Genomic DNA, 22,333 nt, shown 5'->3' with positions numbered 1-22,333 from the left:
ACGGTAATTTGCAGAGGCATTAGACATGAGTTTGTTCAGCCTTGGCCTGAGTGGCCTGAATTCGGCGCAAGCCGGCCTGACGGTCACTGGCCACAACATCGATAACTCGGGGACGGATGGCTATAACCGTCAGAAGGTGATGACGTCGACCGCCGGCGCCACCGCGACGGGTAGCGGCTATTTCGGCCGCGGGGTCATGGTCGATACCGTGTCGCGCCAATACAGCGGCTTTCTGTACAACCAGCTGGTGCAGGCGCAAAGCACCGGCGCCGCCACGTCCAGCCTGCTGACGCAGCTCACGCAGGTGGACAACATGCTGGGCGACGACACCACGGGCGTGTCGCCGGCCCTGTCGGCCTTCTTTACCTCGCTCAATGCCGTCGCCAGCTCGCCGGCCGACGCCGCCACGCGGCAGGACCTGATCGGCAAGGCCCAGAGCCTGGTCAGCCAGATCAACTCCGCGTATACGGACCTGCAGACGCAGCGCACCGGCCTCAACACCCAGATTTCGTCGTCGGTCGACCAGGTCAACAGCTACCTCGACCAGATCAATACGCTGAACCAGCAGATCGTCGCCGCCGTCAGCAATGGCGCGGGCAATGCGCCCAACGACCTGATGGATCAGCGCGACTCGCTGGTCCAGCAGCTGGGCACGGTGGTCGGTATCCGCCAGTCGACCGCCTCCAACGGCTATTCGGTGGACATCTCGCTGTCCAGCGGCCAGGCGCTGCTGTCCGGCACCACCACCTACAAATTGCAGGCCGTGCCCTCGGCCGCCGATCCGCAGCGGACCGTGGTCGCCTACACCGTGCCCTCGGGCCCCGGCGGCGCCACCACCACCGTCGAAATGAAGGATTCCGCCATCACCCAGGGCAGCCTGGGCGGTTTGTTGCAGTTCCGTTCCTCGTCGCTGGACACGCTGCAGAACAAGCTGGGCCAGATGTCGGTTGGCCTGGCCACCTCGTTCAATGCCTTGCAAAAGCAGGGCGTGGACCTGAGCGGCGTCGCGGGCGAGGATTTCTTCACCTTGGCCACGCCCCAGGGCCTGGCCAACGCCAAGAACACCGGTACCGGCACCATCAGCGCCGACTACACCGACGCCAGCGCCCTGACGTCCAACGACTACACCATCAGCTATACGGGCGGCGACTATACGGTTACCCGTTCCGACGGCGTCCAGGTGTACTCGGGTGACGGCACCACGCCGCCCATGGAATTCGATGGCCTGTCCATCAACCTCGGCGGCACGCCCGCCGATGGCGACAAGTGGACCCTGAACCCCACCCGCGACGCGGCTGGCGGTCTGGCCGTCGCCATCACGGATCCCAGCAAGATCGCGGCATCGGACACGACCAACCCGGGTTCGGCCAACGGCAACAATGCCTTGCTGATGGCGCAGTTGCAAACCAGCAAGACCCTGGCCGGCGGCACCCTGAGCGTCACCGAAGCCTACTCGCAGATCGTCAACACCGTGGGGCAGCAAGCTGCTGCCGCCAAGGCCAACGACACCGCGCAGCAATCCGTGATTTCCCAGCGCCAGACCGACCAGCAGTCGGTGTCGGGGGTCAACCTGAACGAAGAGTACGTCAGCCTGAGCATGTTCCAGCAGCAATACCAGGCCGCCGCCAAGATCATCGACGTCGCCAATACGGTCTTCGAAGCCCTGTTGGGTATCCAGTAAGCCCGTAACGAACACGCCAGCTTAGAGATTTAGGAGCATCAGCATGACCGTGCGTCTCAGCACCTCGATGATTTACCAGAGCGGCCTGAACGGCATCCTCAACAGCCAGTCGGGTCTTCTGAGCCTGCAACAGCAGCTCAGCAGCGGCCGTCGCATCGTGACGCCTTCGGACGATCCGTTGGCGGCGGGGCAGGCCATCAATGCCGCGCAGAACCAGTCCATGGTCAGCAACTATGCGTCCAACCGCAACGTGGCCAACACGGCGCTGGGCAATGAAGACAATGCGCTGAGTTCCATCGTCAACAATATTCAGGGCGTGATGGAAAAGGTCGTGCAGGCCGGTAACGGCACCTTGTCCGATACCGATCGCCAGACCCTGGCCACCGTGCTGACCAATTCGCGCGATGCATTGTTCGCGCTGGCCAACACCACGGACGGCAACGGCCAGTACCTGTTCTCCGGTTACCAGAGCGGCACCGCTGCCTACGTCAAGGATCCGACCACCGGCGCGATCACGTACGCCGGCGACACGGGCCAGCGCACCATCCAGGTCGAGCAGGCCCGCCAGATGTCGTCGTCGGATATCGGCTCGGACATTTTCAACCGCGTCAATCCGGGCACCACGTCCTATATCGCGTCGGCCAGTTCCACCAACACCGGCAGCGCCACCTTCCTGGCGCCGAATATCCAGTCGGGTGGCGCCAACCTCGGTTCGTCGTTCCAGATCGATTTCGCGATCGATGCCACCACGGGCGACACCACCTACACCATCACCACCACGGATTCGACGGGCACGTCGACCACGTCGACCCCGACGGCCTATAAGGATGGCGACACCATCGACATGGGCGGCGTGACCATGACCCTGTCGGGCGCGCCCGCCGATGGCGACAGCTTCACGGTGGAACCGGCGCAGAACGCCGACATGGACATCTTCGGCACGCTGGATCAGCTGATCACGGCGTTGACGGCGCCGACCCAGGGCGACGCCGCGTCGACGGCCAATCTGCGTAACACTTTGACCACGGCCGCGCGCAAGCTCGCGATCAACCTCGACAATGTGTCCACCGTACAGGCTTCGGTGGGCTCGCGTCAGAACGAACTGGATGCCCTTACCACTACTGGCAATCAACGCGCGTTGACGGCCAGCAAGACCTTGTCCGATTTGACCGGGCTCGATTATTACGCCGCCTACTCGGCGCTGACGTTGCAGAACGTCGCGCTGCAGGCATCGATGGCCGCGTTTCAGTCGATCCAGGGTGTCAGCCTCTTCAGCATGAATAAATAAAGCGTCTCGCCGTAGTCCGGGTACCCCCACCCGGACGCGGCGTCATGGCGGGATAGAAAGACAGAATGTTCTCGAATATGAAAATCCGGACCAGCATCATCCTGGTCCTGGCCCTCTACATGGTCGCCATGCTCGTTTCCAACGGGGTGGGCTGGATGGGCTTGAAATCGGTCAATACCAAGTCCGATCAACTCAATCTGGTTTATACCGATCAGGTCGCCCGCGTCTACGACACGTACAACAAGCTGCTGCGCGCGCGCTTGAGCCTGTGGACCGGCTACAACTTCCTGCGCGAGGGCAATGTCGATTCGGCGCTGCGCAACGCCGACAACGTCAACACCTATCGCACCGCGGCGGCCAAGTCCTTCGACATCTTCTCGAAGTCGCCCAAGCTGGAAGGCTCCGATGCCCTGGTCAGCGCGGTCGACAGCGCCTATCGCCGCATGTCCGCTGCCCTGGACGCCCAAGGCAATGCCTTGCGCGCCAAGGACGCCGAGGCCTTCGGCCGGACCTACGACCAGATGCGTGACGCGACGGAAAATGCCGATCGCGCCTTCCAGGGCTTCCTGGACGCAATGGACAAGAGCACGGATGTACTGGTCGCGGAAGGCCATAGCGACTTTACCCGCTCCGAGATCGTTACGGTGGTCATGGTCATCGTCGCGATCCTGCTGACCATGGGCTGCTGGATCGTCATCAGCCGTACCATCCTGCGCCCGATGCGCGACGCCGGCGAGCACTTCGACCGCATCGCGACCGGGGACTTCACCCAGCGCATCGAAGTGAAGAGCACCAACGAGATCGGTGTGCTGTTCGGCGCGGTCAAGCGCATGCAGGAAAGCCTGACCCGCACGGTGGCGACGGTGCGCCGTGGCGTGGAAGAGATCAACGTCGGCGCGCGGGAGATTTCCGCGGGCAATACCGACCTGTCCAGCCGCACCGAGCAGCAGGCGGCGTCGCTGGAAGAAACCGCGGCGTCGATGGAGCAACTGGCGTCGACCGTGAAGCAGAACGCCGACAATGCACGCCAGGCCAATCAACTTGCGGCCAGCGCATCGGACGTGGCGGAGCGGGGCGGTTCGGCGGTGAACGAGGTGGTCAGCACGATGCAGGGCATTTCGGCCAGCTCGCGCAAGATCTCCGAGATCGTCAGCGTGATCGACGGCATCGCCTTCCAGACCAATATTCTGGCGCTGAACGCGGCAGTGGAAGCTGCCCGTGCGGGTGAGCAGGGCAAGGGCTTCGCGGTGGTGGCGGGCGAAGTGCGCTCGCTGGCCCAGCGTAGCGCCCAGGCGGCCAAGGAAATCAAGGGCCTGATCGAGGATTCCGTGACCAAGGTGGGCGCGGGTTCGCAGCAGGTCGAGCGCGCGGGCGCCACGATGCAGGAAATCGTGACGTCGGTGAAGCGGGTGACGGACATCATGGGCGAGATCTCGGCGGCGTCCGAAGAGCAGTCCACTGGTATCGACCAGGTCAACCGCGCGGTGTCGCAGATGGACGAAGTGACGCAGCAGAACGCGGCCTTGGTCGAAGAAGCTGCCGCTGCTGCCGGTTCGCTGCAGGAGCAGGCCCAGCGCCTGGCCGAAGCCGTCGCCGTATTCAAGATCAATCAGGGCCAGGTCATCGAAGTGGCGGCGCAGCAGTTGCACGCGCCCGCCGCGCCGCGGATGGCGCCGCCCCAGTCGCGCCCCGCGCCCGCCAAGCCCGCCGTGCAGGCGCATGTCGGACCGGCATCGACGGTAGACGTGCCGCGCCTGGACAGCCCCAGCCCGGCTGCGCCGGCCAAGGCTGCCGCACCCGCCGCCGCGCCCGCCCGCCGTGCGGCACCCGCCCCGCAAGCGGCCAGCGAGCCGCTCAAGCCCGCGGCCCGCGTGACGCGTAGCGCACCGGCAAGCGCGGCCCCGGCCGCGGCTCCCGCTACCGCCGTGCGCAAGCCGGCCGCCGCCACCGTCAGCGATGACGACTGGGAATCGTTCTAAAACACGAGCACGCCATGGCCGCCACCCGCATCCATCCCAGACTTAACGCCGGCCTCCGGCTCATCCTGCGCGCCCTGGCGTGCGCGGGGGCCCTGGCCGGTGCCATGGCGCTGGCAGGCTGTGCCTATACCACCACGGGCCGCTATTACACCGACGAGCGTGTCGGTTCGCTGGTGCCGGGTCAATCGACCATGATGGAGGCGACGCGCGCTTTCAACGCGCTGCCTACACAGCAGTTGCCGCAAAGCGACGGCACCTTGCTGGCCCGCTGGGATTACAAGGTCACCCTGGTGACCGACGCCATTTACGTACACAAGTCCACTTTGCTGCAATTCGGCGCCGATGGCCGCCTGATCAGATTGCTGGACACGGACAACGTCATGCTGCCCGGCGACAGCCGGCAGAAGTTGCTGGGCGTTTATGTGCCGCCGCCATCCGCATCCGCGAATGGCGCGCCGGATAACGCCGCACCCGCGGAGATCATCCTTCCGGCACGGCCGGAAGATCCCGCATCCATGCCTATTTTCATCCCGGGGAACGGACCCGCCGCAACGCCGGTGACCGAAGGGAAAACAGCGACGCCGCGCTAGCGGCGTTGTCGCCGGCCGTGATTGCGCCCGAGGGCGTGACGCGGCCATTACTAGTATTAGAGGATAGTTCGGAGGTTTACATGGACACCATCACCGAGTCAGGCCGCAAGACAAAAGTAAACAAGAAGAAAACGCGCGCGCCCAAGGTGAAGCGCAAGTTCGCGGTGCGTGACGTGCGCGTGGGGTCCATGCTGATGCTGGTACTGGCCATCTTCGCGGTACTGATCGCGGCGGTGGGCGGCATGGCGGCCTACTTCCTGAACCAGAACTATCACGCGGTGCTGGAGCTGGGTCAGTTGACCGACCGGGTATCGCAGGTGCAAGTGATCAACGGCAATATGCTGCGCGCCCGTGTCGCGCTGTTGCAGTCGGCCCGCAGCCTGCAGGACGCAGCGGTGGAAGGCGTCAGCCAATCGGCCGCCAACAACGCCAAGCGCGATGCCGCCGACACGTTGAAGCAGGCCAACGACTTGCTGGCCAGCGTCCGCAACCAGTTCGCCGACTTCCAGAAGAACATGCTGGAGGACGACACGGGCCGCCAGCTGTCGATGAACCTGGTGCGCCGCTACCGCTCGTACATCGACGACGGTATCGACACCATGGTGGAGGCCCTGCGCAGCCAGGACTACAGCACCTTCTACATGGTGAACACGGAATATGGCGTGCCGCGTAGCGCTTCCTTCACCGACGCCATCGAGGAATTCACCAAGTACATCGGCGGCGAACAGGCCGAGACGAATCGCCAGGCCAAGCACAACCTGGACCTGGCGCTGATCGCGGTGGGTGTGGCCGTGGGCGCGGCCGTCCTGCTGATGATCCTGTCGCGCATCGTGTTCGGCCGTGCCGTGGTGCGTCCGCTGGTGGAAGCCGGCCAGCATTTCGAGAAGATCGCCGGCGGCGACCTGACCCAGCGCGTCGACGTGCGTTCGCACAACGAAATCGGCCAGCTTTACGCGGCGCTCAAGCGCATGCAGGAAAGCCTGACCCGCACGGTGTCGCAAGTGCGCCGTGGCGTGGATGAAATCAACGTGGGTTCGCGGGAGATTTCCGCGGGCAATACCGACCTGTCCAGCCGCACCGAGCAGCAGGCGGCTTCGCTGGAAGAAACCGCGGCGTCGATGGAAGAGTTGGCGTCGACCGTGAAGCAGAACGCCGACAATGCGCGCCAGGCCAATCAGTTGGCGGCCAGCGCGTCGGATGTGGCGGCTCGCGGCGGTTCGGCGGTGAACGAGGTGGTCAGCACGATGCAGGGCATTTCGGCCAGCTCGCGCAAGATTTCCGAGATCGTCAGCGTGATCGACGGCATTGCGTTCCAGACCAACATCCTGGCGCTGAACGCGGCGGTGGAAGCCGCCCGTGCCGGTGAACAGGGCAAGGGCTTCGCGGTGGTGGCGGGTGAAGTGCGCTCGCTGGCTCAGCGCAGCGCCCAGGCGGCCAAGGAAATCAAGGGCCTGATCGAGGATTCCGTGACGAAGGTGGGCGCGGGTTCGCAGCAGGTCGAGCGCGCGGGCGCCACGATGCAGGAAATCGTGACGTCGGTGAAACGGGTGACGGACATCATGGGCGAAATCTCGGCGGCGTCCGAGGAGCAGTCCAGCGGTATCGACCAGGTGAACCGCGCTGTGTCGCAGATGGACGAAGTGACGCAGCAGAACGCAGCCTTGGTCGAAGAAGCTGCCGCTGCTGCCGGTTCGCTGCAGGAGCAGGCCCAGCGCCTGGCTGAAGCGGTCTCGGTGTTCAAGGTCAACGAAGGGCAGGTCATCGAAGTGCCGGCCCAGCAGCTCGGTGGCGCTGGTTACGCCGCCCAGCTCGCAGCGCATTGAAATTTGGCCCCCCCGAAGGCGCTACGCGCCTTCTCCCCAGGGGGCGCGCCAGCGGACCGGCAAAGCCGGCTCCGCGGCGCCCCGCTAAACGGGTTCTTAAGTTTAATTATTAGCCGGCAACGGCGGACCTGAACGGGTCTGTCAACGCAGGTTGGACTGACCAGGCAACGACAGCGGGTTCTCCGCGAGCCAACGCCAGCGTCAATCGTGCCCCATCCTACGGATGGGGCATTTTTTTGAGAATAGGCCCCCCCCGAAGGCGCTACGCGCCTTCCCAGGGGGCGCGCCGGCGGACCGGCAGAGCCCGGCTCCGCGGCGCCCCGCTGGATTGAGTTCTTAAGGGATGTGGTGAAGGGCGGTTATGCCTCATCGCCGCGCGCTGAGGCGCAGACGCAGGCTGATGGGGGTCGGGGAAGGGGACTTTCCAGTCCAAGCTGATAAAAGCTCGGACCATCGTCCCTCCGTCAGGAGGGACGATGAAATTAACTTCCCGTGCCTCGGGGGGCAGCCAAGGTATCTGCTATCCGAGCCATTGCAGCCAGCAGATCTTGATAAAACTCGTTGAGATACGAGGGCGTGTGCGGCAATACCACCGTCAGCAGCACCACTCCAGAAATCAGCGTGATGGGAAAGCCCACGGAGAAAGCCGACAACTGCGGCGCGGCGCGGTTCAGAATCCCCAGCGCCAGGTTCAAGGTCAGCAGCGCCGCGATCAGGGGCAAAGCCAGCAGCAGGCCCGACGAGAAGATCCTTCCGCCCAGCTCCGCGATCCCCATGAAGGCCGCGGGATTCAAGGTGTCATGCCCGATGGGCAGAACCGTGAAGCTGCGGATCAACACATCCAGCATCAGCAGATGCCCGTTGAAAACCAGAAACAGCAGCATGGCCAGCATATTGAACAGCCGCGCCACCACTTCGGTATTCGAGTGCGTGGAAGGATCGTAGATGGTTGCCAGCGACAAGCCCATCTGCAGGCCGACAAAATCGCCGGCCGTCTGCACCGCCGAAAAGGCGATACGCATCACGAAGCCCAGCGACATACCGATGAAGACCTGCTGCGCCAATATCCACAGCCCCTCATAGGAACTGGGCGCCACCGCCGGAAAAGCGGGCAGCGTGGGCGCCACCACCATGGCGATGATGGCGGCCAGGCCGACTTTGGGAATGGAGGGCGCCGACGATTCGCCGAACAGCGGCGCCACGGAAAACATGGCCAACAGCCGCACGAAGGGCCACAGGAAAGCGTTGATCCAGCCGTATAGCTGGTCGAGAGTGAAGCTGATCATGGCGCCGGCATGGCTTGCGGTGTCAAGACACCAGGGCCGGTATCTGTTCCATGATCTGGCGTATGTAGTCGACCATCGTCTGCATCAGCCACGGGCCCAGCACCACCAGGGTGGCGGCCACGGCCAGCAGCTTGGGAATGAAGGACAAGGTCATTTCGTTGATCTGCGTGGCGGCCTGGAACACGCTGATGACCAGGCCGACGGCCAAGGTCACCAGCAGCAGGGGGCCGGCCACGATCAGCACCATTTTCATGGCCTGATAGGACATCGTCATTACGGTCTGGTCGTTCATGGCGGATGACTCGCTGGGGCGGCGCGGGCTGGGCGCTATTGATAGAAACTGCGGGACAAGGAGCCCAGCAACAGATGCCAGCCATCGGCCAGCACGAACAGCATCAACTTGAAGGGCAGCGACACCGTGACGGGCGGTACCATCATCATGCCCAGGCCCATCAGCACGCTGGCGACCACCATGTCGATGATCAGGAAGGGAATGAAGACGGTGAAGCCGATCTGGAACGCGGTTTTCAGCTCACTGGTCACGAAGGCCGGCACCAGCACCTTCAACGGCACGTTGGCGGGCGTGTCCATGGCCGGCTGGTTGGTCATGTTGGCGAAGAGCGCCAGGTCGGTTTCCCGGGTCTGGTGCAACATGAAGGTACGCAGCGGCTGCGCGCCACGCTCAAGCGCCGTTTCGAAGGTGATCGAACCGGTGGTGAGGGGCTGGTAGGCCTTCGTGTAGATCTCGTCGAACACCGGCGACATGGTGTACGCCGTCAGGAACAGGGCCAGCCCCACCAGCACCATATTCGGCGGGGTGGACTGGGTGCCCAGCGCGCTGCGCATCAGGCTCAGCACGATGATGATGCGGGTGAAGCCCGTCATCATCAGCACCGCCGCCGGCAGGAAGCTCAGCGACGTCAGCATGATGAGCGTCTGTACGCTCAGCGAATAGTTTTCCGTGCCATTGGGGCCCGGTGTGGCCGTCAGGGCGGGGAGGGTGGCCTGGGCCAGGACGATGCCGGGCACCAACAGCAGCAGCGCCACCAGGCCAAGCAAGGCGCCGCCACGGCGCGGGAAACGCGCGCGTCGCAACAGAGGGGCCCAACTGCGGAAAATGCTCATGGCGGATTCTGGCGGTGGCGGCCTCGCCGCCCGTTAATGCTGGAGATGAACCTTCAGCCGTTGCGGCGGCGCCAGGCTTCGCCCAGCTTGCCGGCGAAAGCCGACACCGGCGCCACCGGCAGGTCCGGCAAGGGCGCGCCGGCGGGCAGCGTGTGCAGCACATTCATCTGGCCGGCGCTGATGCCGATGACCAGCCAGGTGTCGTCGACCTGAACCAGGACCATGCGATGGCGCGGACCCAGGCCCAGATTTTCGATAACGCGCATATGACCCCGCGCCCGGCCATTCAAGCCGCCCCGGCGGGCGACCCAGCCGACGGCGAGAATGATGCCTATCACCAGCACAAGGCCGAGGAACAGGCGCAAAACGTCAGGCGAGGTCATGACAAGCTCAAATACGGGATCAACGGCGGCCGTTGAGGCGGTTGATACGTTCGGACGGGGTGATGATATCGGTCAGGCGGATGCCGTACTTATCGTCGACCACCACCACTTCGCCCTGGGCGATCAGGTAGCCGTTGACGAAGATATCCATCGGTTCGCCGGCCAGACCGTCGAGCTCGACCACCGAGCCCTGGCCCAGTTGCAGCAGGTTCTTGATGGTCAGGCGCGTGCGGCCCAGTTCCACCGTCATCTGCACCGGCACGTCCATGATCAGGTCGATGTCGGTGGTGGCCTTTTCGCCACTGCCGGACAGCGGCTTGAACACGGCCTTGGCAGCGGATTGCGGGGCCGGGCTGGGCGCGGCCGACGTGGTCGCGGACTGTTCCGCCATGGCGGCGGCCCAGGGGTCTTCAGCGGCCTTCAGGCCATCGGCCTGGGACTGCGTGGCGGCATTGGATTGCTCGGCGAGCGCATCGGCCCAGTCGTCGGCGCCGGAGGCGGACGGGCTGGTGCCGCCTGCTTGATCGTTAGGATCAGTCATTCGGGGCCTCAGTATTGGAATCGTTGGGAGTTAGCAAATTCTGGATGCGCAGGGCGTATTGCGTATTGAACACGCCGTAGCCGCATTCCATGACCGGGACTTCATTGATGCGCGCGGTGATGATTTCCGGCACTTCAACGGGCAGGACGTCGCCGACCTTCATGTTCAGCAGGCTGCGGATCGAGGAGTCGAGGGTGACGAATTCCGCCACCAGTTCGACGTCGGCGCTGCGCACCTGGCGCGACAGCTGCGTCGCCCAGCGCTGGTCGACGGCTTCCAGGGTGTTTTCCTGCAGGGGCCGGGTCAACAGATCGCGCACCGGCTCGATCATGGAGTAGGGCAGGCAGATGTTCAGGTCGCCACCGGTCGCGCCGAATTCGATGTGGAAGGGGGTGACCACCACCACTTCGTTGTCGCCCGTGATGCTGGCGAACTTGGTGTGCATTTCGGAACGCACGTATTCGAATTCGATGGGATAGACCGCGTCCCAGGACTTGCCGTAGCTTTCCAGCGTCAGATTGAGCAGGCGACGGATGATGCGCTGCTCGGTCGTGGTGAAGTCGCGCCCTTCGACCCGGGTGTGGTAACGCCCATCGCCGCCGAACAGGCTGTCGATGACCAGAAATACCAGGTTGGGATCGTAGGTGAACAGAGCAGTGCCGCGCAGCGGCTTCATCTGCACCATGTTCAGGTTGCTGGGCACCGGCAGGTTACGTTCAAAATCCGAATACTTCATGATCTTGATCGAACCGACCGTGATGTCGGCGTTGCGGCGCATGAAGTTCAACAACACGCTGCGCATGTGACGCGCGAAGCGTTCGTTGATCAGCTCCAGCGTCTGCATGCGGCGCCGCACCACGCGCTCGGGCGAGCTCAGGTCATAGGCGCGGACGCCTTCCTGCTCCTGTTGCGCCTGTGCCTTGCCGTCGTCTTCGCCGGTGACGCCCGCGAGCAGGGCGTCGACTTCATCCTGCGAAAGAAAAGCCTCGTAGGCCATTTATTGCACCACGAATGCCGTGAAGAGGACGTCGGTGACGTACTGGCCATCGGGGATGGGCGAGAACGGCTTGTTGACCGCCTTGACGATGGCTGCGGCCAGGTCGACCTTGCCTTGCGGCGTCTGCACGCTTTCCGGCGTCTGCGAGGAGGCCAGCAGCAGGATGCGGCTGCGCACTTCAGGCATGTACTTTTCGATGCGCTGACGGGTCTGCTCGTCGCTCACGCGCAGCGTCAACGCGACGTGCAGCATGCGCTCGGTATTGGCGCTTTGCACGCTGACCGTGAAAGGCTCGATGGGAATGAAGATCGGCGCCGGCACGGCGGCGGGGGCGGTCGGCGGCGGAACGAACGTCGTCGGGGACGCGCTCGGGCCTTGCGCCTGGCCCACATTGATCTGGACGGCGGAGTTCGGCTGTTGGCGCTGCGAGCGCGTGGTGATCATCCAGGTCGTGGCGACGCTGGCGCCGGCGACGATCAGGAGGACCAGCAGTCCGATGATCGGACGCAGCAGTCGGCTTGCGCCGGAACGCCCGGGCAAAGTGCTGCGTGACGGCATGGTGGGTGTTTTGGAAGTCGCCATCTTGGTTCGGTGAGGTGTTTACCGAGAAAAACGGAATTTATGAGTATCCGGAAACATTCTGCCCCAAATCGCCTGCATGAAGGCGTCTGAAAAACAGGGCGAAATCTGCGTATCTCAGTCGATTGCTTCCGGCCATCAGCTGCGTCAGATCAATGCTTCCGGTAATGAGCTATCCGGGCCAGGCGGGCGGCGTGCGCCGCTCAGGCAAAAGTATCCACCAGCGAATTGGCCGCGCGGCGCGACTGCACGGTCGCCACGATGCTGTCGCTGGCGCTGCCTTCGCCTTGCGTGGCGCCGCTGTCGCGGCCCGACTGGCCTTGGCGGCCGCCCTGGTCGTTGGCCGCGAAGCCGGCCTGGGCGCCCTGGTCGCCGACGTTGGTCTGGCCCAGCGAGATGCCGGCCTGGGACAGCGCCTGTTGCAGTTGCGGCAGCGCGGCTTCAAGAGCCTGCCGCACCGCGGCGTGGGAGGAGACGAAAGACGCCTGGGCCACGCCATCGTTCAGGGTCAGCGTGATGCGCAAGGGACCCAGGTCCGGCGGATCGAGCCGCAGTTCGGCGGTCTGGGTCTTCTGCTGCGCGTTGTTCGACAGCACGACCACCTGCTTGCTGAGGTCGGCAGCCCAGCCGGCCTGGCCCACCGGGGTGGCGACGTGCAGCGCGGTGGTGACCGGCGCGGCTTGCACCGTGACGGGCGCCTGGCTGGCCGCGACGGCATTGGCCAGCGCTTCGTGGGCATTCGTGGGCGCGGCCGTGACCGGCGCGGCATCCGCGGCCGCCACGTGCTGGGCCGGCTTGGCCAGGTCGTCGGACTTGTCGCTGTTGTTTTGTTGCGACGCAGCGCCATCGGCGGCGGCCTGGACGGCCTGCCTGGTGACGTGCGTGGCCGCGGGGGCGGCGGGGGTGTTGTCCTGCGCCGCCAGGGGCGTAGCCTTGCTGGCGTTGTTTGCCGCCGGAACGGTGGGCGCCGGCGCGGCCGGCAGCGCGGTGACGACCGGCGCGGTTTCGGCGGCGGTTTCCACCGCGCTGGGCGTGGTCGCCAAGGCGGCGGTCAGCGTCGTCGTGGCGGCTTGATCGTCCTGGGTGACCGGCACCGCGGTCGTGGTGCTTGCCGCCGCGCTGGCCAGGGTCGCCGCCAGCGCGTCGCCGGCTTCGGTGCCGACACCGGCGGGCAGGACGGGCGGCGAGGCAGGCGCGGGCGCCGGCTGGGCAGTGATCTGCGCCACCAGCGCGGCCATCGCCAGCGCTTGCTGGCTCAACGTCTGGTCGACCGGCTGGTCGGCCGCGGCGGGGTCCTTGCCGTCGGGGGTATCGGTATCCTTGGCGCCGGGTTTGGCGGGCGTATCGGCGGTCGGCGCGGACGAGCTGGAATTGCTCTTCGCACTGTCGCGAGCGGACGTGGCGCCACCGTTATTGGCGGCGCGCTGCGTGGCGCGGTCGTCCTGCTGAGCCGAGGCGCGCTGGCGCGACATCACGTCCGCGAACGCCGGATTGGAATCCTTGTCAGCGGACGTAGCGCGGCTGGCACTGCCGGTCACGGCGGGTGAGGCCGGAGCAATGATGTTGAGCAAGGTCGTCGCGGCGGCGGTCATAACGGTCCTGTAATTCGGTGCTACTTGATGCGGGCTTGCGGTGTTGCGGGGCGCTGGGCGGCGGGCCGTCCGGCACGGTGCCGGCTTAGTGCGCGCCGGCGTGTGATCGAAACAGGCGGGCGGAATACTCATCGCTGGCGCGCTGCTCGCGGCGGGCTTCGGCGCGTGCTTCCACGGAGGCGGCGCGTTGGGCCAGGGCGTCGAAGGAGTTCAACTTGCGTTTCTCTTCCTGCCAGCGCAGCTTGCCTTGAGCGAGATGATTCTCAGCTTGGTTCAAGACAGCATTTTGCTGCCCGATGGCGTCATCCAAAGTGCCGATAAAGCGCTGATAATTGTGGCAATCCGACGCTGACATGCCGCTAAGCATGGCGCGCTGCAGGCGTTGCAGGTAGTCCTGGCGGTAATCCTGCAGCATCGCCAGCTGGCGCTCGGCGTCGTTGCGCGCGGCATGCAGGCGTCCCAACTGGCGTGCCGCTTCGTCGGTATTGTCCTTGGCCAGGCCGATCAAGGTGTCCAATGGCAATTTACTGGGCATGTCAGGCTCCCGGGCCGAAAGTGGCCTGCAATTGCTTGATGGCGATGTCGTAGTTGACGCTGTCGCCGACGTTTTGCTGCAAGAAGGCTTCCAGGCGTGGGTAGCGCGCGATGGCGTCGTCCAGTGCCAGGTCATGGCCGGGCGCGTAGGCGCCCACGGCGATCAGGTCGCGGTTGCGCTGGTAGCGCGACAGCACCTGCTTGAAGCGGCGCACCATGGCGAACTGCTCGACCGTGATCAGCGAGTTCATGGCGCGCGAAATCGAGGCTTCGATGTCGATCGCGGGGTAGTGGCCGGCCTCGGCCAGCGACCGTGACAGCACCACGTGGCCGTCCAGGATGGCGCGTGCCGAGTCGGCGATCGGGTCTTGCTGATCGTCGCCTTCGGCCAGCACGGTATAGAAACCGGTGATCGAGCCCGCCTTGCCGTTGGGACCGGGCGAACCCATGCCGGCCCGTTCCACCAGGGCCGGCAGCTTGGCGAAGACCGACGGCGGATAGCCCTTGGTCGCCGGCGGTTCGCCGATAGCCAGGGCGATTTCGCGCTGGGCCATGGCGTAGCGGGTCAGCGAATCCATGATCAGCAGGACATCCAGGCCCTGGTCACGGAAATGCTCGGCGATGCGGGTGGCGTAAGCCGCGCCTTGCAGGCGCAGCAGGGGCGACACGTCGGCCGGCGCCGCCACTACGACGGAGCGCGCCAGACCTTCGGGGCCCAGGTTGTGCTCGATGAATTCCTTGACTTCGCGGCCCCGTTCGCCGATCAGGCCTACCACGATGACGTCGGCCTTGGTATAGCGCGCCATCATTCCCAGCAGCACGCTCTTACCCACGCCGGAGCCCGCGAACAGGCCCATGCGCTGGCCCCGGCCCACGGTGAGTAGGCCGTTGATGGCGCGCACGCCGACGTCCAGCACCGTGTCGATGGGCGCGCGCGACAGCGGGTTGATCGGCAGGGCGGCCAGCGGCGCGGCTTCAGCGCCGGTGAGCGGGCCCAGGTCGTCCAGCGGCCGGCCCGCGCCATCCAGCACGCGGCCGAGCAGGGCGTTGCCCACCGGCAGGTGGCGGCCCAGGGCCGGTTTCGCGTTGCCGTTGAGGATGGCTTTGCGCGGCAGCGGAATGGTCCGTTGCAGGGGCGGGTCGCCCGGCATCACGCGGGCGCCGGGCGGCAGGCCGGAAATATCGGCCTGCGGCATCAAATAGAGGGTGTGGCCGTCGAAGCCGACCACTTCCGCCTCGGCGTAATGGTCGTGGCCGGGGGCGATTTCAATCCGGCAGGCGGCGCCCACGGGCAGGCGCAGGCCGGTGGCCTGCAGCACCATGCCGGTGGCGCGGGTGATGCGGCCCACGGCCAGCCACGGGTCGGTGGTGGTGGCGCGTACCGAACCGATCTGCAACTGTATCGCCCAGCGGTCGGCGACCGGCGGCATGGGCGCGGGCTTGATGGCGCCGTCGGCGGCCAGGCCCTGCGCGTCGGCCGGCTGGGCGGTGGCCATTATTCTTCCTCCAGCGGCATGTCGCGGCCCAGCGAGGCCGCGACGCGGCGCCAGCGCGTCTGCAACGTGGCGTCGATATCGCCGAAGGAGGTTTCGGCGCGGCAGCCGCCACGCGTGATCGATTCGTCGGCCAGGGCGCGCCAATGGCCCAGCTTCAGATCTTCGGCCAGGTGCAGGCGCACCAGCTCCAGATCGTCCGGATGCAGCCACAGGCGCAAAGGCGCGTGCGCGCCCGGATTCATGTGCAGCACTTCGCGCACCGCGGGCAACATGGCCTCTGGGTCGGTGGCGAGGGTGCTGCGCAGGACCTGGCGCGCGATGTCGAGCGCCAGCGTCAGCAGGGATTGTCCGGTTTTCTCTTCCAGCACGGTCAGCGACGCGGCGGTGGCCTCGGCCACCGTGCGCAGGCGGGCGGCTTCGGCGGCGCCTTGCTGGCGCGCTTCTTCCAGGCCTTCCTTATAGCCGGCCGCGCGGCCTTCGGTCAGGCCTTCGTCGTAGCCGCGCGCGCGGCCTTCCGCCACGCCCAGGTCGTAGCCTTCCGAGCGGCCTTCGGCCAGCCCTTGCTGCTTGCCCTGGCGCCGGCTTTCCTCGCGCACCACGGCGGGATCGGGACCGGTGTCGACGACGACGGGTTCGGCGTCGCGCGCATCCTGTTCCTCGAACGAAGCCATGCGCCAGCGGCGCCATGCGTCGGCATGGGCGCTGGACGCCTTGCGGGCCTCGTAATCAGACATACTCGTCGTCCCCCTGGCCGCCCAGGACGATCTGGCCGCTCTCGGCCAGGCGGCGGGCGATCTGCAGGATCTTCTTCTGCTCGCCTTCCACCTTGGACATGCGGATCGGGCCTTGCGCCTCCAGGTCCTCGCGCAGCATTTCGGCGGCGCGGCTGGACATATTGCGCAGGAACTTGTCGCGCAGTTCCTCGACGGCGCCCTTGAGGGCAACCATGAGGGTGTCGTTGTCGACTTCCTTGAGGATGAGCTGGATGCCGCGGTCTTCGACTTCGAGCAGGTTGTCGAAGACGAACATTTCGTCGACGATCTTCTGCGCCAGGTCGGCGTCGCGTTCGCGCAGGCTGTTGACGACGCTTTCCTCGTCGGCCGAATTCATCATGTTGAGAATCTCGGCCGCGGTCCGTACCCCGCCCATCTTGCTGCGCTTGGCGCCCTGGCCGGCCAGGACCGCATTCAGCGTTTCGGTCAGCTCGGCCAGCGCGGTCGGCTGCACGCCGCCGAAGGTGGCGATACGCAGCATGACGTCGTTGCGCAGGCGCTCGCCCAGGCGTGCGAGCACCGACGAGGCGCGGTCGCGTTCCAGGTGGACCAGGATGGTGGCGATGATCTGCGGATGTTCGTCGCCGATCAGTTCCGCCACGGTGTGCGGATCCAGCCAGTTCAGGGCGTCGATGCCGCTGCCGCCTTCGCCGGCTTCCAGGATGTCCTCGATCAGGCCCGCGGCGCGATCGCTGCCCAGTGCCTTGGTCAGCACGGAACGGATGTAGTCGTCCGAGCCCAGGGTGACGGCGATGAACTGGTCCGATTCCTGGCGGAATTCTTCCAGCACCGTCGCCACGTCTTCGCGGGTGACCTGCTTGAGACTGGCCATCGCACCGCCGACCTGCTGCACTTCGCGCGCGGTCAGGTATTTGAAGACTTCGGCGGCGGCGTCCTCGCCCAGCGACATCATCAGGACGGCAGCGCGAGTCATGCCGTCAATGGGGGTCTCATTTGCCATCTTTGTTCATCCAGGTACGCAGGACCATGGCGACGGCGCGCGGATCCTTGGTAGCCATCTCGCGGGCGCGCCGCATGTTTTCGTCGAAGCGGTCCATTTCCTTGGCGCGGGCCACATCCTGGGCTTCGCGCAAGGCCTCCTGGCGTTCCAGTTCGGCCACTTCGGGGTCGATCTCGGGCGGACGCATGTAGCGGTCGTACATCGGGCGGAGCAGGGAGCGCCAGACCCACAGCGCGGCGATCGCGATCAACAACCAGCCCAGGGCGGTCTTGGCCATGGCGATGTTGTCCGGATCCTTCCACATCGGGATGGTCGGCTCGACGTCGTTGAACTGGCTGTTGACCACATTCAGCGAATCGCCGCGCGCTTCGGAGTAGCCCATGGCTTCCTTGACCAGGGTGGTGAGCTTGTTCAGCTCGGCCGCGTCCATGGCCTTGGGGTCGCCCTCCTTATTAGGCAGGTAGTTGATGACCACGGCCACCGACATGCGCTTGAGCGCGCCCACCGGTGCCTTGATGTGGCTGATGGTGCGGTCGAGTTCGTAGTTGGTGGTGGCGTCGTTGCGTACGCTGCTGGGACCCTGGGTCTGCGTGGCAGTGCCGGCGCCATTGGCGCCGTTCGCGCCTTGCCCTTGCTGCTGATTGGGCTGGCCAGGCTGGCCCGGGCGCTGCTGCTGTTGTTGTTGCTGCTGATTGACGATGGGCGCGGTGGGGCCGGCCGGCGGCTGGTTGGTCAGCGCACCCGGCACGCCTTGCGCGGACAGACCGCCATTTTGCTGCGCATCGCTGGTCTGCTTGCTGCGGATCGCAGCCTGGCCGGGATCCTGGTTGGGACGGTACGTTTCCTGGGTTTCCTCGCGGCGCGCGAAATCCATGTCCGCGCTGGCCTGGGCGTGCACATTACCCGGGCCGACCAGCGGATTGAGGATGGACAGGATGCGCTCGACCGTGCGCTGTTCCGTTTCGCGGGTATAGCGCAGCTGATCCGCGTCCATGCCGCGGCCTTCGCCGGCGGGCTGCGACAGCAGGCGGCCGTTCTGATCGACAATCGACACATTATTGACGGTCAGCTCGGGCACGCTCGACGCAACCAGCCAGGCGATGGAAGAAACCTGGCCATCGCCCAGGCTGCGGCCTGGGTAAAGATTGAGCAGCACCGACGCAGTGGGCGCCTGGCGGTCGCGCACGAACAGCGTCTGGCGCGGGATGGCCAGGTGCACGCGGGCATGTTGCACGGAATTGACCGCTTCGATCGACCGCGCCAGTTCGCCTTCGAGGGCGCGCTGGTAATTGATCTGTTCGGTGAACTGGCTGGCGCCAAAGCGATTGTTGTCCAGGAGCTCGAAGCCGACCGAACCGCCGCGGGGCAGGCCTTGCGCGGCCAGCTGCAGACGCGTGTCGTAGACCTTTTCCTGGGGTACCAGCAAGGCCGTGCCGCCATCGTTGAAACGATAGGGCACGTTCATCTGGTTCAGGGACGCCACGATGGCACCCCCGTCGCGGTCATCCAGATTGGAGAACAGCACTTTGTAGTTTGGATCCTTGCTCCACATGGTCGCGGCGACCACCAGAGCCGCGACCGCGGCGATGGCGCCGATCAGCGCGGGTTTAGGAATCGCGCGCAGCCGTTCCAGCACGGGGAATCGGGCCATGAGGGAGGAAGTAAGAGTTGCCTGCTGATTCATCGGAAGCCCCCGCTCGCCGAAAGGCGCGAGTGTCGGGGATAGCTGAAGTTTGGCAAGTTACACATGCAACGTGCTTCTGGTCTGGGAGCGTGGATTATGGCCGGGGTCCCGCCAAGCCCAAATGCCGAAAAAACCGCATTTTTGGTTCTATTTGTTTTCTATGCGGTCGCCTGTGGATACGCTGTGGGTCAAGCTGGCGAAATATCGGGATTTTTGCCGTCATTTGTCGGCTATGCGCGACAGCCTGAGGCGTTAGTCTTGCGAGCATTCATAAGCGTCCCTGACAATAAGGAAATCTTGCCATGGCAGTATCCGGAATGACTGGCATCGAAACCATGCTGACGCAGATGCGCGCGGCAGTGCGTGCCGCCGAAGGCGGTATGACTGCGAGCGCAGCCAGCACGGCGTCGAATCCGGCCGCTGGAAGTTTCGCAACCGAGCTCAAGGCTTCACTGGAGCGCGTGTCGTCGGCACAAATGTCGGCGAAGGCGCAGGCCAGTGCCTATGAGTTGGGTGCGCCCAATATTTCACTGAATGACGTAATGATCGACCTGCAAAAAGCGAATATCGGTTTCCAGACCGCGGTTCAAGTGCGCAACCGCCTGGTGGCGGCGTACAAGGAAATCTCGTCCATATCGGTGTGATACTTGCCAATTCTGTGCAAGAATCCAGGCGGTGCGGCACGCTTCGGACTAATTCCGTTATCGCCGTTTACGGTGTGCGATGCTTGACACTCTTACATTGCTGGTCGTAGCCGTAATCCAATTCGAGATAATTGGCGTCGCTATGCTGATGACGTGGTTCATTTCCCGACGTGCGCGGGGAGTGCTCGGCGGCGGTGGCGGCGTAGCGATTGTGGTGGCCTTGTGCCTTTTGCCGGCCTGGTATCTATGGGATACCGGGACCGCGACCATAGCCGGTTTTCATTGGATACTGCTTACGCTCATCGTGCTGGTTCCTACCGGCATATTGCTGTTTCTGGCTATCCAGTTGGTGCGCTCGGAAGCGATCCTGCGGACGGTGCGCATTACGCGCAGCGGCCAGAGCGTGCTTGGCCTTTCCCAGGTGGAAGACGCCGAGGCCCTGGAAGACGACTTGCGCCAGGCCATGCAGGAAGCTGGCCAGCTCTACGTCCACTATCAGCCTATCTATAGTGCCGAGACGCGTAGCGTGATGGGCTTCGAAGCGCTATTGCGCTGGAATCATCCGATTCGCGGCCTGGTCGCGCCCATGCAGTTCATTCCGCTCGCGGAGCAGACCGAGCTGATCGTGCCCTTGGGCGCCTGGGTCCTGGAAACGGCCTGCGCCGAAGCGGCGACCTGGCCCGAGCCCTGGTATCTGTCGGTCAATCTGTCGCCGGTGCAACTGGAGAAGATTCATCTGGTGCGCGAAGTACGTGGCGCGCTGGATCGCACCGGCTTGTCGGCCGAGCGGCTGGAGCTGGAAATCACCGAAGGCGTGCTGGTGGCGGCGGAAGGCGGAGAGATATCCCGCCTGGCGGAATTGCGACGCGCCGGCGTGCGTATCGCCATCGACGATTTCGGCACGGGTTATTCCAGCCTGGGTTATCTGCGCCAACTGCCTTTCGACACCATCAAGATCGACCGGTCCTTCGTGCGCAACCTGGAAAGCGACTCCAGCGCGCAGGCTATCGTCGGCACCATCGTGGAGCTGTCGCGCCGCCTGAATCGCGAGATCGTCGCGGAAGGCGTGGAGACCGAAGGGCAATTCGCGATTCTGAACGCCTTGCAATGCCATCGCGTGCAGGGCTGGCTGCTTGGCAAGCCCATGCCGCCGGAAGAAATCGCGTCGACCTATTTCCCGGCGTTGACGCAGGAAGGCATGGCGGATCACCGGGTTCTGTCTTGGGCCGAAAACCCGGGCGCAGCTGAATAGGCCCCCCGTACCGCGCGGAGCGCGGCCCCCCAGGGGGCGACACCAGCGGACCGGGGGCCCGGCTCCGCGGTGTCCGCGATCTCTGGGTTCTTTCGGCAGGCCGGTGCGTATCGCATCAACAAAAAGGGCGACCCTTGGTGAGTCGCCCTTTTTGTTTGCGTGTAGCGTCCGGTCAATTCGCCATCGTGCGGGCCTTCTCCAGGCGCCAGACCACTTGCTGCAGCCAGGTTTCCTGGCGTCCGTCCAGGATCAGGAACGCCGCACCGATGTGCGTAAGGGGATCTTCGCCCTTCTTGCCGCCGCGCCCGGCAATATTTGCCGGAGCCACGCGCACAGGCGTGGCGGCAGCAGCCGGAGCTGCGCCAGCGGCGGCAACACCAGCTACGCCAGGGGCGCCCTGCGCACCCGCCGCAACACCCGCGGCTTCCGCCTGCGCGGCCTCTTCCTCGGCCGTGGGTTGCAACGGTTGGCCCGCCAGCGGAATCAGCGTGCGGATTTCCAGATCGGTGGTGATATTGCCGAAGTCGCCGAAGTCCAGATAGACATCTTCCATCTTGGAGCCCGGCCCAGGCAGATCAGCGACAGCGCGGTTGATGCGCAGTCCCACGCCGTCCACGGAAATATCCCGCAGCGTGAGGACGATGGGCTTGGCGCCGGCGGTCGGCCGCCAGTGCCCGCCACAGCGCACGTTGTTGCCCCCGATGGACGCGCGGAACATCTTGCGGCGCTGGATGCGCGACAGGCGTTCAGGGTAGGGCGACACCAGCGCGGCGCTGCCGTCGTCGAAGCGCACCACTTCAGGGCGCGGGACGCGGAAATGAATCTGCACGCCGCCATAGCCGTTGGCGTGGAATTGCAGCACGCTGCCCGCGCGCAGGCCATGCGCGTCGCTCTTTTCGAAATCGGCGCCGGCGTAATCGCGCGGACGCCAGAAGAAGTGGCGGGTCTGCTTGTCCGCGCCCAGCACCACCACCGCCATTTCGCGATCGGCGGCGTCGCGCACGAGGATCTGGCATTCCGGATGGGTCAACTCGAACAGGGCGGAGCGGATTTCTTCCGGCCGCGTCAGCAGAAAATCGGGATCGGACTCTTTGGGGCTCATGGTGCGTGTGATTTTTGCGCCGG

The 22,333-nt window shown here is 65.1% G+C and carries 21 protein-coding genes; 7 read left to right on the top strand and 14 right to left on the bottom strand.

The window, feature by feature from the left end:
* Positions 1-25: 25 nt before the first annotated feature.
* The 5 genes from flgK (at position 26) to ASB57_RS09630 (ending at position 7,361) form a co-directional block, all read left to right on the top strand.
* Positions 26-1,681 carry a flagellar hook-associated protein FlgK gene (gene flgK / locus ASB57_RS09650; RefSeq protein WP_057652034.1) on the top strand — a complete coding sequence of 552 codons (1,656 nt, stop codon included), beginning with the start codon at positions 26-28 and terminating at the stop codon, positions 1,679-1,681.
* Between the two features lie 43 nt (positions 1,682-1,724).
* Positions 1,725-2,969 (top strand): flagellar hook-associated protein FlgL, encoded by a 1,245-nt coding sequence (gene flgL, locus ASB57_RS09645; protein ID WP_369822815.1) that lies wholly within the window; start codon positions 1,725-1,727, stop codon positions 2,967-2,969.
* 65 nt (positions 2,970-3,034) lie between these two features.
* Complete coding sequence (locus ASB57_RS09640; protein WP_057652033.1) at positions 3,035-4,948, top strand: methyl-accepting chemotaxis protein; 1,914 nt, start codon at positions 3,035-3,037, stop codon at positions 4,946-4,948.
* A gap of 14 nt (positions 4,949-4,962) precedes the next feature.
* Positions 4,963-5,538 (top strand): hypothetical protein, encoded by a 576-nt coding sequence (locus tag ASB57_RS09635; RefSeq protein WP_057652032.1) that lies wholly within the window; start codon positions 4,963-4,965, stop codon positions 5,536-5,538.
* A gap of 80 nt (positions 5,539-5,618) precedes the next feature.
* Positions 5,619-7,361: a methyl-accepting chemotaxis protein gene (locus ASB57_RS09630; RefSeq protein WP_057652031.1), complete on the top strand. Its 1,743-nt coding sequence runs from the start codon at positions 5,619-5,621 to the stop codon at positions 7,359-7,361.
* A gap of 482 nt (positions 7,362-7,843) precedes the next feature.
* Here the strand turns inward: ASB57_RS09630 and fliR are convergent, their stop codons facing one another.
* From fliR to fliF, 13 genes are all read right to left on the bottom strand, one after another.
* Complete coding sequence (gene fliR, locus ASB57_RS09625) at positions 7,844-8,647, bottom strand: flagellar biosynthetic protein FliR (protein WP_057652030.1); 804 nt, start codon at positions 8,645-8,647, stop codon at positions 7,844-7,846.
* A gap of 22 nt (positions 8,648-8,669) precedes the next feature.
* Positions 8,670-8,939 carry a flagellar biosynthesis protein FliQ gene (gene fliQ / locus ASB57_RS09620; protein ID WP_057652029.1) on the bottom strand — a complete coding sequence of 90 codons (270 nt, stop codon included), beginning with the start codon at positions 8,937-8,939 and terminating at the stop codon, positions 8,670-8,672.
* A gap of 35 nt (positions 8,940-8,974) precedes the next feature.
* Positions 8,975-9,772 carry a flagellar type III secretion system pore protein FliP gene (fliP, locus tag ASB57_RS09615; RefSeq protein WP_082621496.1) on the bottom strand — a complete coding sequence of 266 codons (798 nt, stop codon included), beginning with the start codon at positions 9,770-9,772 and terminating at the stop codon, positions 8,975-8,977.
* Between the two features lie 53 nt (positions 9,773-9,825).
* A complete protein-coding gene (gene fliO, locus ASB57_RS09610; RefSeq protein WP_057652028.1) occupies positions 9,826-10,155 on the bottom strand; it encodes a flagellar biosynthetic protein FliO in 330 nt (109 codons plus the stop codon).
* Positions 10,156-10,174: 19 nt separating this feature from the next.
* On the bottom strand, positions 10,175-10,696 hold the full coding sequence (gene fliN / locus ASB57_RS09605) for a flagellar motor switch protein FliN (RefSeq protein WP_057652027.1): 522 nt from the start codon (positions 10,694-10,696) through the stop codon (positions 10,175-10,177).
* Positions 10,689-11,693 carry a flagellar motor switch protein FliM gene (gene fliM / locus ASB57_RS09600; RefSeq protein ID WP_057652026.1) on the bottom strand — a complete coding sequence of 335 codons (1,005 nt, stop codon included), beginning with the start codon at positions 11,691-11,693 and terminating at the stop codon, positions 10,689-10,691. Before fliM ends, fliN begins: the two co-directional genes overlap by 8 nt.
* Positions 11,694-12,275: a flagellar basal body-associated FliL family protein gene (locus tag ASB57_RS09595; RefSeq protein ID WP_057652025.1), complete on the bottom strand. Its 582-nt coding sequence runs from the start codon at positions 12,273-12,275 to the stop codon at positions 11,694-11,696. It abuts the gene before it with no gap.
* A 200-nt stretch (positions 12,276-12,475) separates the two neighbouring features.
* Entirely contained in the window at positions 12,476-13,864 is a 1,389-nt protein-coding gene (locus ASB57_RS09590) for a flagellar hook-length control protein FliK (RefSeq protein WP_057652024.1), read from the bottom strand.
* A gap of 85 nt (positions 13,865-13,949) precedes the next feature.
* On the bottom strand, positions 13,950-14,399 hold the full coding sequence (gene fliJ / locus ASB57_RS09585) for a flagellar export protein FliJ (RefSeq protein WP_057652023.1): 450 nt from the start codon (positions 14,397-14,399) through the stop codon (positions 13,950-13,952).
* A 1-nt stretch (position 14,400) separates the two neighbouring features.
* Positions 14,401-15,828: a flagellar protein export ATPase FliI gene (fliI, locus tag ASB57_RS09580; protein ID WP_057656044.1), complete on the bottom strand. Its 1,428-nt coding sequence runs from the start codon at positions 15,826-15,828 to the stop codon at positions 14,401-14,403.
* A gap of 65 nt (positions 15,829-15,893) precedes the next feature.
* Positions 15,894-16,628 carry a flagellar assembly protein FliH gene (gene fliH, locus ASB57_RS09575; RefSeq protein WP_057652022.1) on the bottom strand — a complete coding sequence of 245 codons (735 nt, stop codon included), beginning with the start codon at positions 16,626-16,628 and terminating at the stop codon, positions 15,894-15,896.
* Positions 16,621-17,628, bottom strand: a complete 1,008-nt coding sequence (gene fliG, locus ASB57_RS09570; protein ID WP_057652021.1) for a flagellar motor switch protein FliG — start codon at positions 17,626-17,628, stop codon at positions 16,621-16,623. The genes fliH and fliG overlap by 8 nt, the downstream gene beginning before the upstream one ends.
* Positions 17,618-19,312, bottom strand: a complete 1,695-nt coding sequence (gene fliF, locus ASB57_RS09565; protein ID WP_057652020.1) for a flagellar basal-body MS-ring/collar protein FliF — start codon at positions 19,310-19,312, stop codon at positions 17,618-17,620. The genes fliG and fliF overlap by 11 nt, the downstream gene beginning before the upstream one ends.
* 302 nt (positions 19,313-19,614) lie before the next feature.
* Here fliF and fliE point away from each other — a divergent pair, with 302 nt between their 5' ends.
* Both fliE and ASB57_RS09555 read left to right on the top strand, forming a co-directional pair.
* Positions 19,615-19,956 carry a flagellar hook-basal body complex protein FliE gene (fliE, locus tag ASB57_RS09560; RefSeq protein WP_057652019.1) on the top strand — a complete coding sequence of 114 codons (342 nt, stop codon included), beginning with the start codon at positions 19,615-19,617 and terminating at the stop codon, positions 19,954-19,956.
* Positions 19,957-20,104: 148 nt separating this feature from the next.
* Positions 20,105-21,208 (top strand): bifunctional diguanylate cyclase/phosphodiesterase, encoded by a 1,104-nt coding sequence (locus tag ASB57_RS09555; protein ID WP_197425017.1) that lies wholly within the window; start codon positions 20,105-20,107, stop codon positions 21,206-21,208.
* Between the two features lie 172 nt (positions 21,209-21,380).
* Here the strand turns inward: ASB57_RS09555 and ASB57_RS09550 are convergent, their stop codons facing one another.
* Positions 21,381-22,310 (bottom strand): hypothetical protein, encoded by a 930-nt coding sequence (locus ASB57_RS09550; RefSeq protein ID WP_057652017.1) that lies wholly within the window; start codon positions 22,308-22,310, stop codon positions 21,381-21,383.
* Between the last annotated feature and the right edge of the window lie 23 nt (positions 22,311-22,333).

This window comes from Bordetella sp. N, from assembly GCF_001433395.1.
Lineage (GTDB): Bacteria > Pseudomonadota > Gammaproteobacteria > Burkholderiales > Burkholderiaceae_B > Bordetella_C.
Note: the sequence above shows the minus strand (reverse complement) of the source record. Positions and strands in the feature narration are given on the sequence as shown.

Excerpts from the sequence above, each read along its gene's own strand:
- flgK (WP_057652034.1), top strand. The coding sequence starts at position 26 with ATGAGTTTGTTCAGCCTTGGCCTGAGTGGCCTGAATTCGGCGCAAGCC.
- flgL (WP_369822815.1), top strand. The coding sequence starts at position 1,725 with ATGACCGTGCGTCTCAGCACCTCGATGATTTACCAGAGCGGCCTGAAC.
- ASB57_RS09640 (WP_057652033.1), top strand. The coding sequence starts at position 3,035 with ATGTTCTCGAATATGAAAATCCGGACCAGCATCATCCTGGTCCTGGCC.
- ASB57_RS09635 (WP_057652032.1), top strand. The coding sequence starts at position 4,963 with ATGGCCGCCACCCGCATCCATCCCAGACTTAACGCCGGCCTCCGGCTC.
- ASB57_RS09630 (WP_057652031.1), top strand. The coding sequence starts at position 5,619 with ATGGACACCATCACCGAGTCAGGCCGCAAGACAAAAGTAAACAAGAAG.
- fliR (WP_057652030.1), bottom strand. The coding sequence starts at position 8,647 with ATGATCAGCTTCACTCTCGACCAGCTATACGGCTGGATCAACGCTTTC.
- fliQ (WP_057652029.1), bottom strand. The coding sequence starts at position 8,939 with ATGAACGACCAGACCGTAATGACGATGTCCTATCAGGCCATGAAAATG.
- fliP (WP_082621496.1), bottom strand. The coding sequence starts at position 9,772 with ATGAGCATTTTCCGCAGTTGGGCCCCTCTGTTGCGACGCGCGCGTTTC.
- fliO (WP_057652028.1), bottom strand. The coding sequence starts at position 10,155 with ATGACCTCGCCTGACGTTTTGCGCCTGTTCCTCGGCCTTGTGCTGGTG.
- fliN (WP_057652027.1), bottom strand. The coding sequence starts at position 10,696 with ATGACTGATCCTAACGATCAAGCAGGCGGCACCAGCCCGTCCGCCTCC.
- fliM (WP_057652026.1), bottom strand. The coding sequence starts at position 11,693 with ATGGCCTACGAGGCTTTTCTTTCGCAGGATGAAGTCGACGCCCTGCTC.
- ASB57_RS09595 (WP_057652025.1), bottom strand. The coding sequence starts at position 12,275 with ATGGCGACTTCCAAAACACCCACCATGCCGTCACGCAGCACTTTGCCC.
- ASB57_RS09590 (WP_057652024.1), bottom strand. The coding sequence starts at position 13,864 with ATGACCGCCGCCGCGACGACCTTGCTCAACATCATTGCTCCGGCCTCA.
- fliJ (WP_057652023.1), bottom strand. The coding sequence starts at position 14,399 with ATGCCCAGTAAATTGCCATTGGACACCTTGATCGGCCTGGCCAAGGAC.
- fliI (WP_057656044.1), bottom strand. The coding sequence starts at position 15,828 with ATGCCGCCGGTCGCCGACCGCTGGGCGATACAGTTGCAGATCGGTTCG.
- fliH (WP_057652022.1), bottom strand. The coding sequence starts at position 16,628 with ATGTCTGATTACGAGGCCCGCAAGGCGTCCAGCGCCCATGCCGACGCA.
- fliG (WP_057652021.1), bottom strand. The coding sequence starts at position 17,628 with ATGGCAAATGAGACCCCCATTGACGGCATGACTCGCGCTGCCGTCCTG.
- fliF (WP_057652020.1), bottom strand. The coding sequence starts at position 19,312 with ATGAATCAGCAGGCAACTCTTACTTCCTCCCTCATGGCCCGATTCCCC.
- fliE (WP_057652019.1), top strand. The coding sequence starts at position 19,615 with ATGGCAGTATCCGGAATGACTGGCATCGAAACCATGCTGACGCAGATG.
- ASB57_RS09555 (WP_197425017.1), top strand. The coding sequence starts at position 20,105 with ATGACGTGGTTCATTTCCCGACGTGCGCGGGGAGTGCTCGGCGGCGGT.
- ASB57_RS09550 (WP_057652017.1), bottom strand. The coding sequence starts at position 22,310 with ATGAGCCCCAAAGAGTCCGATCCCGATTTTCTGCTGACGCGGCCGGAA.